General features: G+C 40.7%; 11 protein-coding genes and 1 pseudogene. 2 read left to right on the top strand and 10 right to left on the bottom strand.

What is annotated here, in order from left to right:
• Positions 1-315: 315 nt before the first annotated feature.
• A complete protein-coding gene (gene rpoB, locus ACZSMY_RS09920) occupies positions 316-3,852 on the top strand; it encodes a DNA-directed RNA polymerase subunit beta (protein ID WP_465147717.1) in 3,537 nt (1,178 codons plus the stop codon).
• 122 nt (positions 3,853-3,974) lie between these two features.
• The gene (gene phaZ, locus ACZSMY_RS09915) at positions 3,975-4,874 is read left to right on the top strand and encodes an intracellular short-chain-length polyhydroxyalkanoate depolymerase (protein WP_465147716.1); all 900 of its coding nucleotides are present in this window, start codon (positions 3,975-3,977) and stop codon (positions 4,872-4,874) included.
• A 482-nt stretch (positions 4,875-5,356) separates the two neighbouring features.
• Here phaZ and ACZSMY_RS09910 read toward each other — a convergent pair whose 3' ends face one another.
• The 10 genes and pseudogenes from ACZSMY_RS09910 to ACZSMY_RS09865 form a co-directional block, all read right to left on the bottom strand.
• Positions 5,357-6,271, bottom strand: coding sequence for a conjugal transfer protein (locus ACZSMY_RS09910; RefSeq protein WP_465147715.1), 915 nt, complete (start codon positions 6,269-6,271; stop codon positions 5,357-5,359).
• Between the two features lie 17 nt (positions 6,272-6,288).
• Positions 6,289-7,320, bottom strand: coding sequence for a bifunctional lytic transglycosylase/C40 family peptidase (locus tag ACZSMY_RS09905; RefSeq protein ID WP_465147714.1), 1,032 nt, complete (start codon positions 7,318-7,320; stop codon positions 6,289-6,291).
• Entirely contained in the window at positions 7,317-9,482 is a 2,166-nt protein-coding gene (locus tag ACZSMY_RS09900; RefSeq protein ID WP_465147713.1) for a CD3337/EF1877 family mobilome membrane protein, read from the bottom strand. Before ACZSMY_RS09900 ends, ACZSMY_RS09905 begins: the two co-directional genes overlap by 4 nt.
• A complete protein-coding gene (gene tcpF, locus ACZSMY_RS09895; protein ID WP_465147712.1) occupies positions 9,482-11,929 on the bottom strand; it encodes a conjugal transfer ATPase TcpF in 2,448 nt (815 codons plus the stop codon). The genes ACZSMY_RS09900 and tcpF overlap by 1 nt, the downstream gene beginning before the upstream one ends.
• Positions 11,913-12,305: a conjugal transfer protein gene (locus ACZSMY_RS09890; protein WP_465147711.1), complete on the bottom strand. Its 393-nt coding sequence runs from the start codon at positions 12,303-12,305 to the stop codon at positions 11,913-11,915. Before ACZSMY_RS09890 ends, tcpF begins: the two co-directional genes overlap by 17 nt.
• 59 nt (positions 12,306-12,364) lie before the next feature.
• Positions 12,365-12,865: an antirestriction protein ArdA gene (locus ACZSMY_RS09885; RefSeq protein ID WP_465147710.1), complete on the bottom strand. Its 501-nt coding sequence runs from the start codon at positions 12,863-12,865 to the stop codon at positions 12,365-12,367.
• A 164-nt stretch (positions 12,866-13,029) separates the two neighbouring features.
• Positions 13,030-13,251 carry a hypothetical protein gene (locus ACZSMY_RS09880; RefSeq protein WP_040984046.1) on the bottom strand — a complete coding sequence of 74 codons (222 nt, stop codon included), beginning with the start codon at positions 13,249-13,251 and terminating at the stop codon, positions 13,030-13,032.
• Between the two features lie 15 nt (positions 13,252-13,266).
• Positions 13,267-14,475, bottom strand: a complete 1,209-nt coding sequence (gene mobT / locus ACZSMY_RS09875; protein ID WP_465147709.1) for a MobT family relaxase — start codon at positions 14,473-14,475, stop codon at positions 13,267-13,269.
• A 177-nt stretch (positions 14,476-14,652) separates the two neighbouring features.
• Positions 14,653-16,045: pseudogene (locus ACZSMY_RS09870) on the bottom strand (FtsK/SpoIIIE domain-containing protein).
• A gap of 2 nt (positions 16,046-16,047) precedes the next feature.
• Positions 16,048-16,428: a YdcP family protein gene (locus tag ACZSMY_RS09865; RefSeq protein ID WP_207452105.1), complete on the bottom strand. Its 381-nt coding sequence runs from the start codon at positions 16,426-16,428 to the stop codon at positions 16,048-16,050.
• Positions 16,429-16,436: the final 8 nt, after the last annotated feature.

The following is a 16,436-nucleotide window of genomic DNA, read 5'->3' as shown; positions in this document are numbered from 1 at the left end:
CAGTGATTGCACATGGATACGGTCTACTGGCAGTAGTTGGGGTGAAAAAGGCAACTAAATGTATTTAAAAGACGGGCAGCCAATTTAGATACATGGAACAGAAGGGTATATCGAAAAATTGTAATGAGGAAAGAAGGGACATAGGAATTGAAAACTGTAAACGAAATTAGCTTTTTAGCAATATGCTGAAAAATTTTAGCATTATATAATTTAAGCTGTCGTTAGCAGTTGGCGATAATCCCATGTTTAATATTATTTTCCACATGATACAGGGATTATCATCTGTAAAAATATTTGATTTAAGGGGTGAAGCAGTTGACAGGTCAACTAGTTCAGTATGGACGGCACCGCCAACGCAGGAGCTATGCACGTATTAATGAAGTATTGGAATTACCTAACCTAATCGAGATCCAAACCGCTTCTTATCAATGGTTCTTAGAAGAAGGTTTGAGAGAGATGTTTCAGGACATTTCTCCTATTGAAAACTTTACGGGAAATCTATCACTGGAGTTTGTGGATTATAGTTTTGGGGATCCGAAATATTCTGTAGACGAAGCAAAAGAAAGAGACGTGACATACAATGCCCCCCTACGCGTGAAGGTTCGTTTAATGAATAATGAAACCGGAGAAGTAAAGGAACAGGAAGTATTTATGGGTGACTTCCCGTTAATGACAGATACGGGAACATTTATTATTAATGGAGCAGAGCGGGTTATTGTGTCCCAGCTTGTGCGTTCACCGAGTGTTTATTACAACGAAAAAATTGATAAAAATGGGAAACGCGGGATTACCACAACGGTCATTCCAAACCGTGGAGCTTGGTTAGAGTTTGAAACAGATGCAAAAAATGTTGTTTATGTCCGTATTGACCGTACTCGTAAATTACCAATCACAGTTCTATTAAGGGCTTTAGGATTTGGTACAGATCAAGAGATGGTTGATTTGTTGGGCGAGAATGAATATTTACGGAACACGTTAGAAAAAGATAATACAGAGAATGCAGAGAAAGCTCTTTTAGAAATCTATGAACGTCTGCGTCCTGGTGAGCCACCAACAGTAGATAATGCGAAGAGTCTGTTAGTATCTCGTTTCTTTGATTCCAAACGCTATGATTTAGCACATGTGGGCCGTTATAAAATGAATAAGAAACTCCATATCAAGAATCGTTTATTCAACCAGGTGCTTGCAGAGCCTGTTATCGATTCGGAAACCGGAGAAGTACTTGCGAATAAAGGCGATCGGCTGGAACGAAAATTATTAAATAAAGTTCTTCCTTATCTTGAGCGTAAAGAAAACCGTTTTGGCGATAAAACAATGACACCGCATGACGGGGTTCTGGAAGAGAAAATCACCGTACAGTCTGTAAAAATTTTTGACCCGACAGATCCAAATGGAGAGAGAGAGTTAACTGTCATTGGTAACGGAGAAGTAACAAAAGAAATCAAAAATATCACACCGGCTGATATTTTAGCTTCTATTAGTTATTTCTTTAATCTGCTTCATCACGTAGGGGACACAGATGATATCGACCATCTTGGAAACCGCAGAATCCGTTCTGTTGGAGAATTATTGCAAAACCAATTCCGTATCGGGCTGTCCCGTATGGAGCGTGTAGTGCGTGAGAGAATGTCTACCCAAGATACTTCCAGCGTTACACCACAGCAATTAATCAATATTCGTCCTGTGATTGCTTCCATCAAAGAGTTCTTCGGAAGCTCACAGCTGTCTACGTTTATGGACCAGACGAACCCGCTGGCAGAACTGACAAATAAACGCCGTCTTTCTGCACTTGGACCTGGTGGATTAACTCGTGAGCGTGCAGGGTTTGAAGTTCGTGATGTTCACTACTCCCACTATGGACGTATGTGTCCAATCGAGACTCCCGAGGGACCAAATATCGGTTTGATCAACTCGCTTTCCAGTTATGCGATAGTCAATAAATTTGGATTTATTGAAACACCCTATCGCAGAATTGATCATGAAACCGGCAAGGTAACTGAACACATTGATTATCTGACTGCTGATGAGGAAGATAATTATGTGATTGCACAGGCGAACGCACCTTTAACGGAAGAGAAAACCTTCCAAAACGCTGAAGTCATTGCCCGATTTGGCGGGGGAAACACGATTGTTGCACGAGAGCAGATCGATTATATGGACGTTTCTCCTAAACAAGTTGTTTCAGCAGCGACTGCATGTATTCCATTTCTGGAAAATGACGATTCTAACCGTGCATTGATGGGTGCGAATATGCAAAGGCAAGCCGTTCCTTTGATGAATCCCAAAGCGCCGATTGTTGGAACAGGTATGGAATATGTGAATGGGAAAGACTCTGGTGCGGCTGTTATCTGTCGTCATGACGGAGTGGTAGAACGCGTGGATGCGAAGACTGTCATTGTACGTCGTATTTCCAATGTGGAGGGAAAAGAAGTTAAAGGCGACACAGATCGTTACGGATTACAGAAGTATAAGCGTTCCAACCAGGGAACCTGTTATAACCAGCGCCCGATTGTTGCAGAAGGAGATCGTGTAACAAAAGGAGAGGTTCTTGCGGATGGCCCTTCGATGGAAGGCGGAGAATTAGCTTTGGGCCAAAATGTTCTCGTAGGCTTTATGACTTGGGAAGGGTATAACTACGAGGATGCGATTATTATGAGTGAACGTCTTGTAAAAGATGATGTTTTTACTTCCATTCATATTGAAGAATTTGAATCAGAATCTCGTGATACCAAGCTTGGACCAGAAGAAATCACAAGAGATATTCCAAATGTTGGGGAAGACGCACTGAAAAACCTAGATGAACATGGAATTATCCGTGTCGGTGCAGAAGTAACGGACAGTGACATTCTTGTAGGAAAAGTAACACCGAAAGGAATGACGGAACTTTCCGCAGAAGAGCGCTTATTACATGCGATTTTTGGTGAGAAAGCTCGTGAAGTAAGAGATACATCCTTACGTGTTCCTCATGGTGGCGGTGGAATTGTCTTAGATGTAAAAATCTTTAACCGTGAAGATGGGGATGAACTGCCACCGGGTGTGAATCAGCTTGTTCGTGTATATATCGTTCAAAAACGTAAAATTAACGAAGGAGATAAAATGGCAGGCCGTCACGGTAACAAAGGGGTTATCTCCAAGATTTTACCGGAAGAGGATATGCCGTTCTTACCAGACGGTACACCAATCGACATCATGTTGAACCCGTTAGGGGTACCATCACGTATGAACATCGGACAGGTGTTTGAGCTGCATTTAGGAATGGCTGCCAGACAGCTTGGACTGCACATAGCAAGTCCGGTATTTGATGGAGCAACCGAGGAAGATGTCTGGGAAACCCTTGAAGAAGCCGGCATGCCACGAGATGCGAAAACCATTCTTTATGATGGCCGCACCGGAGAGGCTTTTGACAACCGTGTATCTGTAGGTGTTATGTATATGATTAAGCTTGCGCACATGGTTGACGATAAGCTGCATGCCCGTTCAACCGGACCATACTCTCTTGTAACGCAGCAGCCGCTTGGCGGGAAAGCACAGTTCGGCGGACAGCGTTTTGGTGAGATGGAGGTTTGGGCATTGGAAGCTTATGGTGCTGCCTATACACTTCAAGAAATCTTAACGGTTAAATCAGATGATACCGTTGGACGTGTGAAGACATATGAAGCCATCGTAAAAGGGGATAATGCACCTGAGCCGGGAGTTCCTGAGTCATTTAAAGTACTCATTAAAGAGCTTCAAAGTCTTGGGATGGATGTCAAGATACTCTCCAGCAATGAAGAGGAAATCGATATGCGTGAGATGGGAGAGGAAGAAGCTGAGCAAACAAATAAGCTTCATTTAGAAGTGGAAGATAATTAAAGACTGCCAGCATAGCATTTAGGGAATATAAACAGTATGTTTATCTCCTGTCTTGGAAATGGATAAGGAGATTTTTATCGTTTAGTCGTTTTGTGAAAAACGATGTTAAAGGAGGCAGACAAATGAAAGTTGAATTGAAAAAGCTCACGTTGCTTAATGGTGAAACAATGGGGTACAGGGAGAGATCAGGCGGGGAAGAAGTGCTTCTCCTGATCCACGGAAACCAGTCATCTTCCCTGCAGTGGGATGTTCTTTTAGAGAAGCTGGATCAATCCTATAAGGTGTATGCTGTTGATTTACGTGGATTCGGCACATCGACATATCACACTTCTATTCAATCACTGAAGGATTTTTCAGAGGATCTGAAATTGTTTGCGGATGAGTTAGGATTGGACCGCTTTCATCTGATGGGGTGGTCAAACGGGGGCGGTGTAGCTATGCAGTTGGCTGCAGACTACCCTGACTATGTCCAAAAGCTGATATTGCTTGCTTCATTATCAACGCGCGGTTATCCGATGTACAAATCCAGTGAAGCAGGTGTTCCAATCACGGATGTCCGTTTAAAGACGAAGGAAGAGATTATGAACGATCAAGGATTGCAGTCCACATTGGAAGCCATGAAAAACAGAGACAAACCATTTATGAAAAAAGCGTGGGATTATTTAGTGTTCTCCGATAATAAGCCGGAAGAAGAACAGTATGAGCGTTATTTAGAGGATGTATTTAAGCAGCGTAATGTGGTGGATGTGATGGATGCAGCTAACCGTTTTAACATCAGTGACGAGTTTAACGGACTGGTTGATGGAACGGGAGAAATAAGTCAAATAGCTGCTCCGGTGTTGGTAGTGTGGGGTACGCGTGACTGTTTGACACCCCGATATATGACACAGGAGATTGTGGATGACTTTAGAATTTATGAAAAGGATGTAGATGCGATATATCTCGATGCTGGCCATTCGCCGCTCATAGATAACCCGGAAGAACTCATCAAGGCGATGCTTGATTTTTTGCAGAAAAAGTAGGGGAAATACAGAAAGAAATTTGGGTTCTTGCTAAAAAAAGAAGTAGGTAGAGTGGGGTCATTGTGATCCCTCTTTTGCTTCTTAAGCAATCGAGGCGCGATTGTTGAAGGTCACATCCGAAAGTGATCAAACTTTTTTATAAAAATTGAGCCGTGCTCCATAAAGAAAGAATCCATTTTGATTAATCTTTTTTCCAAATGGATTCTTTCTGTTTACGGTAACATACAGGGTTTGTGAGATATTTTGATCGAACTTTATTTTAAAGCTACACCTATTTGGAGGGTCAAATGAACCCGACTTGAAGCGAGCCGGGTTACTGTATGGGTTGTGCCATTTAATGATGAATTTATAGTGCCAAATAAAAATGAAAGTCACAGACTTATACATTTTTAAGTTAAATAAGTCATCAAAGGGATAGAATAATGAAATTGTAGAAAGCATATATTTATCTAGAAATAGCAGCTTCGTCACTTTCATCTTCCCTATTTCACAATCATCCAGTTAATATCTTTCTCTAATGTGAGTTCATACTGTGAAAGCTGTGTTGCTTTGCTTGTTTCATCCAAATACATCACCGTAACCCATACTTTAATCTGATTCCCTTGTTCTTGATACACAGGATTAACCAACTCTGAAAACGTATAGTCCTGTTCAATAGGAGGTAAGATATCACCATCTACATAATAAGCGAGTTCTTGAGTAGTTGCCGTTGGGTAGGAAGAAAAGAAAGTCTCTAAAAACTCGGTGACTTCTTGCTCTATGGTGCCGTCTACCGTTCCATTGCTTTCCACTTGTTCTGGTTTAAAGTTAGATTTTTCAGGTTGGTTCCATAGTGTTGGATTTTGGATTATGACTAGATTTTCTTGTTCGTCCTGATGCAGGACAATGCGATAAGTTGAATGGGTCAACGTAGAGTCTTCATCATCTTCTGTAATTTTTTGTTCGACAGAATAAACAACCTCACTGGTGTCTTCCGTTTCTTCTGTGACCGACCAAATGTTGATCTCTTGCACACTGGCACTTGTCGGAATATCATCTCGAACCGAATCAACATTTAACGCTTGCAATTCTTCGGTCAGATAACCCTTGAGTTTTTCAGTTCGTTCTTCCAATGCCTCTGTTTCATTGTCCCACGTATAATAGTCTTGCACAAAATTTCGTGTGAAGCTTTCGATGGCGTTGGTGTCAATAATGGTCGTTTCCACTTTTTCTACTTCATGCGTGGTGTGTTGATCGATGGCCGTAAAGTTTTTATAGATGCCAAAAGCTAAACTGCTAATGAGCAGCACCCATAAAACAATGACGGTTTTTTTATGTTTTCCAATGGTCTTCACTTTGACCTTTTTACTTTTCGATGGTGTTGCTTGTTTTTCTTTTTTACCAAAAGACAGACGCATGTCATCCCACCCTTTCTTTATTGTTTAATCCGTCCAGCTCCAATAAGGTGTTCTTGCCAATAATCCGAGGTCAAATCATCATAACCAATAGGATCACCAGCGTTGTACATTTGGTTATCTCCAACGTAGATGCCAACATGTGTGACATAATTGGCGGTGTTATATGTGGAGTGAAAGAACACCAAATCACCGGGCTCAGCTTCCGATAATGGAATCGACTCGGTAGCATCATATTGTTCTTGTGCAGTTCGGGGGAGGTCAATACCAACCTTTCCATACACCCATCGCGTGAGACCGCTGCAATCGAATGACGTATCCGGGTTATCACCGCCAAAAACATAAGGATACCCTTCGTATTTTAAGGCTTCTTCCATCACCAACTGCACCATATCATCGTCAAATTCCGGCGTGTCCGATAAATACGGATCAAGCAAATCCACATAAAACATGTTGCCATAGTTATATCGCCAACCACCGTTTTTTTCCTCAGCAATCGGATTACTATAAGTGACCCGACTACCCCCAGATTGTTCTTCCGCAAAGCTTTCCGCCAGCTCAAAGGAGTAAGCAGTGTCTCTTTCTGCGACATAATCAATAAAACCACCGCCGTAATTGTAAGCTTGAAGGGCAGTCAAGTCATCGACACCTTTTGTTTCCGCTGACTCTAATAATTCCGCCAAGTATTTTGTACCTTGCTCAATCGATGATTCTGTATCTAAAGAGTTCGGCGGTAAGCCCAACGATTTACTCGACTGCATGACATCCTCAGCAGTACCGCCACTTTCTACTGCGATAATGGCAAGTAAAAGAGGAACATAATCATCAATGCCGTACGCTTGTGCATGTTTCTCTACCAATGACTGGTGTGCCAATACTTCTTCGGGAACAGACACATTCTGTATGTCTTCGGGTGACATGCCACCTGTGGGTGCATTAAAATCACCGTCTTCATCGGAAATGAAAATCGCCACAAACATCAATAAACCAAAAAAAGCAAGATAGCCTAATCCGCCGGCAATCAAGAAGAATTTCCATTTAAGGAGGATCATCGGCGATTCCTCCTTTCATGATGTAATGGACGTTTGACCGCCTGTTTTGGACGGATGCGGGATGAGTTCAGTGCTGCCTGCCTTTTTTTTCGTTGTTTTAATGACTGTTCAGATGGTCGGCTGGAAGGTGTGTTTTTCCCTTGCTTCTTGGTTTGAACGGAATTTCGGTAAAGATGGCGTTGATTCCTTTTGATGTTGGCTTGTACGGGTGCTTGTTTCTGTTTTGGTTGTTCTGGATTGACTGAATTCTTTGGTTGACTTCGTGATTGATTGTGACGTGATGACTTTTCTTTATTCAAAAGTTTAGATTGCTGTTGAGAAAGCGATGGTTTGGAAACCATTATTTGTCTTTGTTTTTGTTCTAACGCTTGCCGTTTTTCAGCAATGGTTTGTCGGTGCTTGCGGGTACGTTTCGTATTTACACGTTGCCGTTTATCCGTGGCTTGATAAATACCCTTTTTAAAATCTCTACCGGGGCGTTTCAATTGCTCTTTTCCTTGCGTCAAAGCATATTTCGTTGTGGTCGGTAAATCTTTGACTTGTTGTTTTCTGTGTTGAATATTCGCCCGCATGCGTTTCTTGGTATCCAATACTTTGCCAGTGGTTTGTCCCACTTTCTGACTGATTGATGGGCTTTCACGGCTTCTCCGTTCCTTCTGGTTTTTATTGCCGGATGATAAACGCTGCAAAGGCCGGAGAGGGGAGAAGGTATTTTTTGTTTGTCTGGATTTGCCGACCATTGATCCAATGGTTGCTCCAGCCGTTGCACCTGCCAGTGTGCGTCCCAATGTCCGCTGCAATTGACGACCACCTCGGTAAGCCATTTGTCGTGGACGGTGCATGACTTTTCGTCCGACTTGTTGACTGTCACTGCTTTGTAGGCGGAACATCCCCATAATGTCACCAAGCTTCATATAAATTCCTGCAAATGTGACGATTTGCAGGAATGCAATCAAAAAGAAAGAGTACGTGGCGGTTAAAGAATAAATCATGGATGAGATACTAAAAGCAACGGTAATAATCAAGGTGATTCCTGCCCGTAACATAATCACGTTAAACAATTTTAAAATCGCTTGCTTGGCCATCCCTTCAAACGTTGGAATCATCGAAAGTAAGAAGCTAATCGGCAAAAACATCGCAAAAATGATAAATAATATTTGCGAGAAAATCATAATACCCGACAGCAAAAACACGAAAATGGAAATTCCGATATTAAACAGAAATAAAAAAGAGACCATGCCTAAGCGGGTGGTCGTCTTCGTGATCGTGAGATTTTTGTTATCATGGTCTTCAATTTCTGCTTGAACAGCAGCTTCCCGATCTTCACCGTTATTCGCATTGGGATCGATGGAGACTAGCGCTTCCACTCGTTCTTCACCAATCGCTTCTTTATCCGAGTCATCAAACTGTAATAACATCCACGGTTGTTCTACCTGAATGGAAAAAAGGTTATTGCGTATCATATCCACACTATCTTTTCCCCGACTATCTGAGCTTGGCATTAAAATTCGAGTCCCTAAATCCAAACTGGCTTCGCTGATATCCGCTGAAAATTCATTGATCTTGGTGATATAGGTCGGAGCAAAGGCAATAAAGGCACCAGAAACGATAAAGACAAGCAGGAAATTCAGGATGGCTCGTATCGCTTTGGTCGTTTCTTGTTTCAACAAACCCGTATAGGCCACATAGATTCCAATAATCAAAACAAAGAGAAGCAAAAAGCCAACATAGAAGCCGTCTTCTCCAAAACCTTGTGAAGTGATCCCTGCTAAGGTCTGCATATTTTGTCCAATGGCAGTGGCTGTATCGGAAATAAAATCTAAGGAATAGGCTTGCTGCACCAAGTATCCGGTGGCATTGGATAGGTAGAGATTAATAATCCATATAAAGTTGGTGATGGTATATAAGCCGTACATCACCTGTTTACCAATCCCGTCATTCCAATTCCACGGCAACCAGTCCCACCCCTCATCCACGTAAAAGTCAAGTTGATAATGATCAAGGGGATAGAGGGAATAGAGATTGTCTTCGGATATCGTCTCATCCACTAATCCAGCAGCATGGGTGACTGTCATAAACGATAAAAGCATAAAAAAAATGACCGCACTTATAAGTGCCGCCATCCATGCTATCTTTTTCAATGTTTGTTTTTTCAAAGTCATCACTGCCTTTCTGCAACAGGCGGTCTGGTGTCAAAGGCTTCAAATAAATCTTCAAAGACAGGATGGACTTGTATAACCCCAACCCGTCCATATAAATCCTGCATGAGACACTGTCCGTTTTCCAGTTCTCTAAGCCTTCTTTGATTTGCTTCATCTTCCGAATCGACACCAAAAAATTGAAGTGTTTTCTTGATTTCTGTTAAATCTCGAGAGCGGAAGGCAAACTTGACACCAATATTATTCTTCAATTTTTCATCGGTGAGATCGTCCGCATTTTGCGTGACGAAATACACACCCGCATTCATTGCCCGTCCAGCTCTTACCAACTTATTAGAAAGGGTTTTCCCTTGAGCAATTTGCAAAAACGACCATGCTTCATCAAGGTCTACGATTTTAAATACGCTTCGGTCAGAATGAATAAAATCTAAGGCAAAAGTTGATATAATAATCAACATGGCAACACTTAAAAGCTCCATTGTTGTATACTCTTCAAAGCTTGTCTCTGCGTCAGGAAGCACCAAATCTGCCACCTGTATCATATTGAGCTGTTTCTTTAGACTAATAGAATTTTGTATGGTTCCATCGGAAAAGAGTAAGTGAGCGAAATCATAATCGGTAAAGCTTTCGATATGGTCTGCGATGGTGGCAGCAAGTGGGTTTGGGTCGCTTCTCAATTCTTGAATGACAAGAAGCAAACCACGTTCTTCCTGTTGACCAATCGCACGAATGGCTTTTCGTAAAACAGGAAACTTTTCACCATCTCGACTGGAAATACCAGTGAGAAAAGTGAGAATATCAATGGCTAGGCTCTCTGAATCTTTCTTGTTTCGCATGATAACAAACGGATCAAGTAACCCTTTATTTGAATCCTCACTGGTAAGATTGACAACATTAATTTCATCGGCAATATCCGGTAAGGTGTCTTTCCAATTTCCTCGTTCCGCTTTGGGATCAACAATGAGCGCCTGTCCGCCAAAGAGCACCGCATAATAAACGAGTAGATTATTGGAAAAGGACTTGCCACCACCAAGCGAACCTAAGAAAGCCGACGCTAAAGCATTGGTGACAGAACCTTTGACCCCTTGACTGGCAAGGCTCGGATTCAAATAGACGTTACGTCCAGTATCCAAATTGTAACCGAAATAAATGCCTTCCGTTTCACCAAGCATTTGTGTTGCGCCAAACCCTAATCCTGCTAAAAAGTCAGAGGTCACATACTGTACATAATCATTGATATAACGCTTGCTGCCGGGAATAAATTCGCCATGTAAGCCCAACATATCCCCAAATGGGCGAATCAATTTAACATTTAAATCATCGTAAAAATCTTTGACTTCATTGCACCGTTGCTTTAACTCATCTTCATTGGAAGCAGATACCCGGATGACATAGCTCAACTTATACATGGATTCCTTTGTTTGATCGAGGACATCTTCTAATTCATTCACTTGTTCTAACGCTTCTACAACATTATTACCTGTTTCATTATCGGATTCCGCCGCGTGATTATCTAAATCCTTTAATTCCTTTTTCTTGTTTCGAACCGTTGATAATGCCTTTTTATTAGTTAGGATTTCTACATGCATAGACGTATCAATAGGAAAATCAAATTGCTGTTGTTGATAATAAAAGATTTCATCGCTGGGAAATTCTAAATCGCCTACAATGGAATTAACCGTAAAGTAAGCAACATAGGTTGTGTTATCTTCCTGTTCCAACTTGAGATAACGTTGCTTTTCCGTAATTAGACAACGGGTAGGTTTGATTAAATCAAAATGTTTAATATACGTTTCTTTTTCCCCTTTTTTCACAGACAAGGGATAGTTGTAATCTTCAAAAGCAACACCAGCTTGCCCATGAAGATGTTCAATAAGATAGCCCATATCATCTTTTGTTAGCGGGCGGACATTAAATCGATTGGAAATTTTATTTCGCAATAATTGTTCCATTTTCAAAAAGCGAGCAACTTCACGATGAGGCATGGAAACAAAATCACCCATAAGGTGATGGTTTACATCCCGAACAAAACTAGAAAAAGAATTTTTCAACGTTGTTCCCATGGATTTGACACTTACTTCCTCATCATTCAACAACAGTTTAAAACCGATAAAAAAACGGTAGTCTACCTGATTTTCGCCAATCATGGAAACAAGTGCGTCGGTCTGGTCGTCAATTCGCTCGTAAGCTACTTCTTTAAGTTTTCCTGTGACTAGCTCTTTGCTTTTTTCTTGTACCGAGCGAATACTGTTTTCCGTACTAATCTGCAACGCATGGATTTTGCCATCTTGATTTTGAGCGACTAACTGACGAAAATGTTCATGAACCTGTATTTTTTCATCCTCCGACAAAAAGGAATAATTATAGGGCAACAGTTCAAAATACGCAAAGCACTCGGCGTCATGGTTAAAAACAAGGTTGTTTTCGATATATTTAATCGGATAGCGCATACGCTTCACCCCTTACCACAGTGATAGCTTCATTCATAGTCTGTTTTTGAAGCTTTACGGCTTTTCCTGCATAGGTCGTTTTCGGGCGAAAGTAGTATGTCAAAACCGACTTCAAAAAACCATAGGGTTTCTTGCCATCGAAACTTTTTTTACTCATAAACCAAGTCAATAGTATGGGAAGCCCAACATATTTTAATAAAGCGCCATCAATCATAGATAGGGGAGGAAGGTTTCCCAATAACATGACAGCTAATAAAGAAAGTACAAACCACGTCATTTGATTAAACGTAACGGGAAAAGGCAGTCGAAAATCATTAATGGCATAAATCACTTTTTCCACTGACCAGATTCGAGTATAACTTTTTAATTTCTTCACAAATCATCTTCCTTTCCAAAAGAAAAAGCAGCCTGTTACAAAACAAGCTGCTTCACCATTTACTGAGCATATTCAAATACACCATGTGAGCTGACTAGAAAGCTGCCTTCGATTTCAAGGTCACGTCCAAAAGCCTGATAATCAATATAGTTTTGTAGATTGGAAGGAACTTCACCAAGTACGCCTGTTTCTTCGATTAAATACCTTGCGACGTCTTCCATGTCATCACAATCGGGGTAATAAATGATGTCATCTTGATTTTCCAGTAATTCTTCTAAACTATTGAACCAATAGCCTTGTACATCTGAAAGTGCGTCATATAAAGGAGAACCTTCTAATTCAGCAACCATTTCACATAACCGATTGATTTCAGAAATAGGCGTGTATTCATCCACCTCAAATGGCAGCTCGTAATCATGAATAGCATATTCTTCATATTCGCCATTTAAGCCAATTCGCTCTTTCACTTCCTCCATATCTATCGGGGGAGTAAACCAAGCACCAATCAGTTCACCTTCATTGTATTTTCCGAGATTCGCTATATAAACCTGCATTTCCATTCATAATCACAACCTTTTCATCAAATAAGCATAAAAAAAGCACCTACGCTTGGTTTGCTGGTACATGAGTCTAGCTTGTTAATCCCTACCGCACTCCGTTTGGTCCACCATTTTTTTGCAGAACATAAGGAAAGCACTTATCTTCCACAAAAAAACGGTACAATTTAAGCCCCTATGATTCGATTAAATAGGTTTAATAAGACTTCTTGCACACCACTTGCATTAAAAACTAATCCCACAGCGACCAAAGCGATGATTAGAAAGCCAATCAATTTAGAAAACTCTCGTTTAAACGCTAAATAGAGTCCAATCACGACAATGGCCGTTAAAACTAAAGATTGCGCATTATCTAAAAACCAGTTATATAAGTTTTGTCCAAAATTCATGAGTGTAGCTCCTTTCTAAGATTCATTCTCTTTAGAAGAAACATGAATAGCGTCATCTGTCGTAATTGCCTGTTGCATAAGCAATTTTTGATGACGCTCTGTTAATTTTGCTTGTTTGAGCATGTCCTGAATGATCGTTGTTTGATTAATTTCATCCAACTTGGTTGCAAGTTTCCACGTTGGGGCGACTTGACGCGCCAACCATCGCAAAGTTCTGTCAAACGTGTAGGGTTCCGGTTGCGTCGTTAACGAGATTTTTCTATTCTCACCCAAATCCAAAAAACGCTGCCAATCGGCATTGATTTTCCAACTACTACGACGTTTTTTTATGTCCGTGTCTACAAAACGAATGTAACGATTGATAATAGAGAAAGCGGTACGTCCGGCATTTTCGTACATCATTAAGTCAACAATTGCATGGTAGGCACGATCGTTTTTAAGGCGAATTTCTAATCGATTTTTCACTTCCGTATCTTCCATTGACATTCCGTATTTGACAATTTGCTCATAATCCTTTTCGTACAAGCAAAAATAGACATCACTTTTTAGCGATCCGATATATAGTGTGTTTCCCATATCTGGCTTATCTTCTCCATGTACGAGTTCACCCGACCGATAACTCTTAAAGCTGCGAAAAACAGAGACACATTCCTCATTGCGACACTTCTTTGTAAGAAATGGAATATCCAATATGCCTGTTTTATCATTGATGGCCAGATCAATGCGTTTAAAGACACCGCCCACCTTAAAAACATGCATGAAGAAATCAAACCATGTGCGCTGTTGAGCGAGCAGGAAATTTTCAAATTGGCGGCATCCTTTGCCTTTGAGTTCGAGTAAACAGCCTTTGTCCTCATCAGGCGAAACCATAACCACAATATCGCCAAAAACGTATTGTTCAAGGTAGGAATAAAAGGCATAATCTTCATGAAGCATGTATTCCATCTTTAATTGCAGGATATCTTCAATCACAGGAATGGGGTCTGTCGTTAAAAATCGTATTCGCACATAATCAAATAAAATTTCTAACGGGGCTTCTGGATTAAACTGTTCCAACACATCAAACAAAGTCGCTTGCAATGTTTCCGAGGGTTTTACTTTTCCTGTCTCAATTTCACTTACATATTGTCTGGTAATTCCAACGTGTACAGCCAGCTTGTTTTGTGATACACCGTACTCTAGCCGTTTTTCTTTTAGCACTTGATACCAAGGCACTTGATTCATTTGCATTCCTCCTAACGCAAAAAAGATGTCAACTAGAGATAAAAAGTTGACATCTTTCTAATGTGTCCTAAACCCTTGCGCCATCAGGCGTTAATGGACTTTTGGGACAGTTTCCAATTGTTTTTCTACCCCCCTGTTAGAAATGGGGGGTTAAGGCGTGGCTGTCGCCACGCAGGCTTAGCCCAGTGCAGCGACTTTCGCTTCGCACGTCGCTGCACTGGGCAGCCTTTTAGCTAGATAATTTATCAATTTCTTTTAAAAAGTCATGTCCTTTTGGGACTAAGGGTGTGTAAAATTCAGAAATGACATTATCGCCTTTATCGACATATCCACGTCCTTTGATTTGTTTGAGAAAGAACTGTTTTTGTACATCGCTTCCAAACATCATTCCGTACCCCAGCTCACTCATTCGACCAAGAGCTACCCGAAAGTTAAACTGATCCCTTATTCCATCTCCAAGATATTTTGCGTCGGGTCGCTGGCAGGCTAAGACTAGGAAAAAACCTGCTTGTCTACCTAGCATGACAATCTGTTTCAATTTGCTTAAAACGACTGTATTTTCTTTGGATGTAAGTAGTTCCATAAAGGCGACATACTCATCAAAGACTAAAAAGTGTGGGGATAAGCCCAGATAGGCATAATTTTCCCCTGTTTTATAACCTTCCATTTGCTTCATTTCTTCGCTTCGAGCCATCATGGCTTCATGAAATTGGTCAATACATGCCTTTATATCTTCCTTTTTGTGATACACATCAGGCATGACGGTAGCTAAGTCAGCTAAATCAGCATTTTTCGGATCTAATATATATAGTTTTGCGTCTGTTTTGAGTAGAGCTTCAATGAGTGTAAGAATGAAATACGATTTTCCGCCACCTGTTCCGCCAGCAATTAGCATATGAGGGAACTTATCATATTCCCAATACATAGATTCCATGAGTTTTAAGCTGCCATCTTGTGCTACAACTTCATTAATCGGAATACGGTTTGCGATCATGTCATAGAAAAGCACATACTCCACATAGGAATCATGTAATTCTTTTGAGATCAGTTCACAATACAAACCACTTTCCAATTTTGTTTCCAAGTTTAAAAGCGGTTCTTGAAACTTTCCGAGCGTAATCTCTACCTGAATATGCAATAACCCTTTCTCAAAACGATAATACATCTTAGGAAAATGGCTGATTTTCTCCTTTGCTTTATCAGAAGGGATGTCCTTAAAGAAACTTTCTTTCGTGACTTGTTTCGTTTCATACCAGCCATTCTCTAAGATCATCTTTGCGAGTTTTTGACGATGAATAATTTGTTTGAAATGGTTATAGCCATACCGATAATAGACTAAGGCACAAGTTGCTGTTAAAACAAGACTGATAAGCAGTGTCATCAATCCATAAGAGCTGATAAAATGGGTTTGAAAAACCTCTAACTGCCACTTACTAGTTAGTAAAAATGACAAGTGAAAAGGAATAAAGGTAAGAAGCCATACACCAACTACCGATATAAATACAAATTGAAAAACGAGGGAAGCGTCTTTTGCTTTAATCCGTTTCCCTCGTCTTTTAAAAAACTTCATATTTATTTATCCTTATCAACTGGCTTCTTTACAGATTTATCACCAACAGGTGCAGCTTTTTCTTTCAACACCAAGTCATCTGCCTTGATAAACCAATCCACATCTGCACCACGAAAAGTGGCGTTTGCAACGGTATCAGCGACAGGATTTATCATTTCCACCTCTGCATTATAATCAAATTCCTTTAACGGAATAGAAGCAGGAATGCTTACTTGAATCATTCGACCTTGCTCTCTTGATTTCAAATCATAGGTACGTTCCTTCACTTCGGTTGATACCGTTCCATCCTCATTTTGAAGAAAGACCTCACGTCGTAATGCCGAAAACTTCAATAATCCAAAGGTTTTTTCTTTATCTAGGATAATGCCTTGTGCTAATCTCATGTGTGAAT

The organism is Oceanobacillus sp. B139/18 (genome assembly GCF_055524595.1).
The sequence above is the reverse complement of the archived record's forward strand: the minus strand, read 5'-3'. Positions and strand labels throughout refer to the sequence as shown.

Coding starts and splice junctions, on each gene's coding strand:
- phaZ (WP_465147716.1), top strand. CDS start 3,975: ATGAAAGTTGAATTGAAAAAGCTCACGTTGCTTAATGGTGAAACAATG.
- ACZSMY_RS09910 (WP_465147715.1), bottom strand. CDS start 6,271: ATGCGTCTGTCTTTTGGTAAAAAAGAAAAACAAGCAACACCATCGAAA.
- ACZSMY_RS09905 (WP_465147714.1), bottom strand. CDS start 7,320: ATGATCCTCCTTAAATGGAAATTCTTCTTGATTGCCGGCGGATTAGGC.
- ACZSMY_RS09900 (WP_465147713.1), bottom strand. CDS start 9,482: ATGACTTTGAAAAAACAAACATTGAAAAAGATAGCATGGATGGCGGCA.
- tcpF (WP_465147712.1), bottom strand. CDS start 11,929: ATGCGCTATCCGATTAAATATATCGAAAACAACCTTGTTTTTAACCAT.
- ACZSMY_RS09885 (WP_465147710.1), bottom strand. CDS start 12,865: ATGGAAATGCAGGTTTATATAGCGAATCTCGGAAAATACAATGAAGGT.
- ACZSMY_RS09880 (WP_040984046.1), bottom strand. CDS start 13,251: ATGAATTTTGGACAAAACTTATATAACTGGTTTTTAGATAATGCGCAA.
- mobT (WP_465147709.1), bottom strand. CDS start 14,475: ATGAATCAAGTGCCTTGGTATCAAGTGCTAAAAGAAAAACGGCTAGAG.
- ACZSMY_RS09865 (WP_207452105.1), bottom strand. CDS start 16,428: ATGAGATTAGCACAAGGCATTATCCTAGATAAAGAAAAAACCTTTGGA.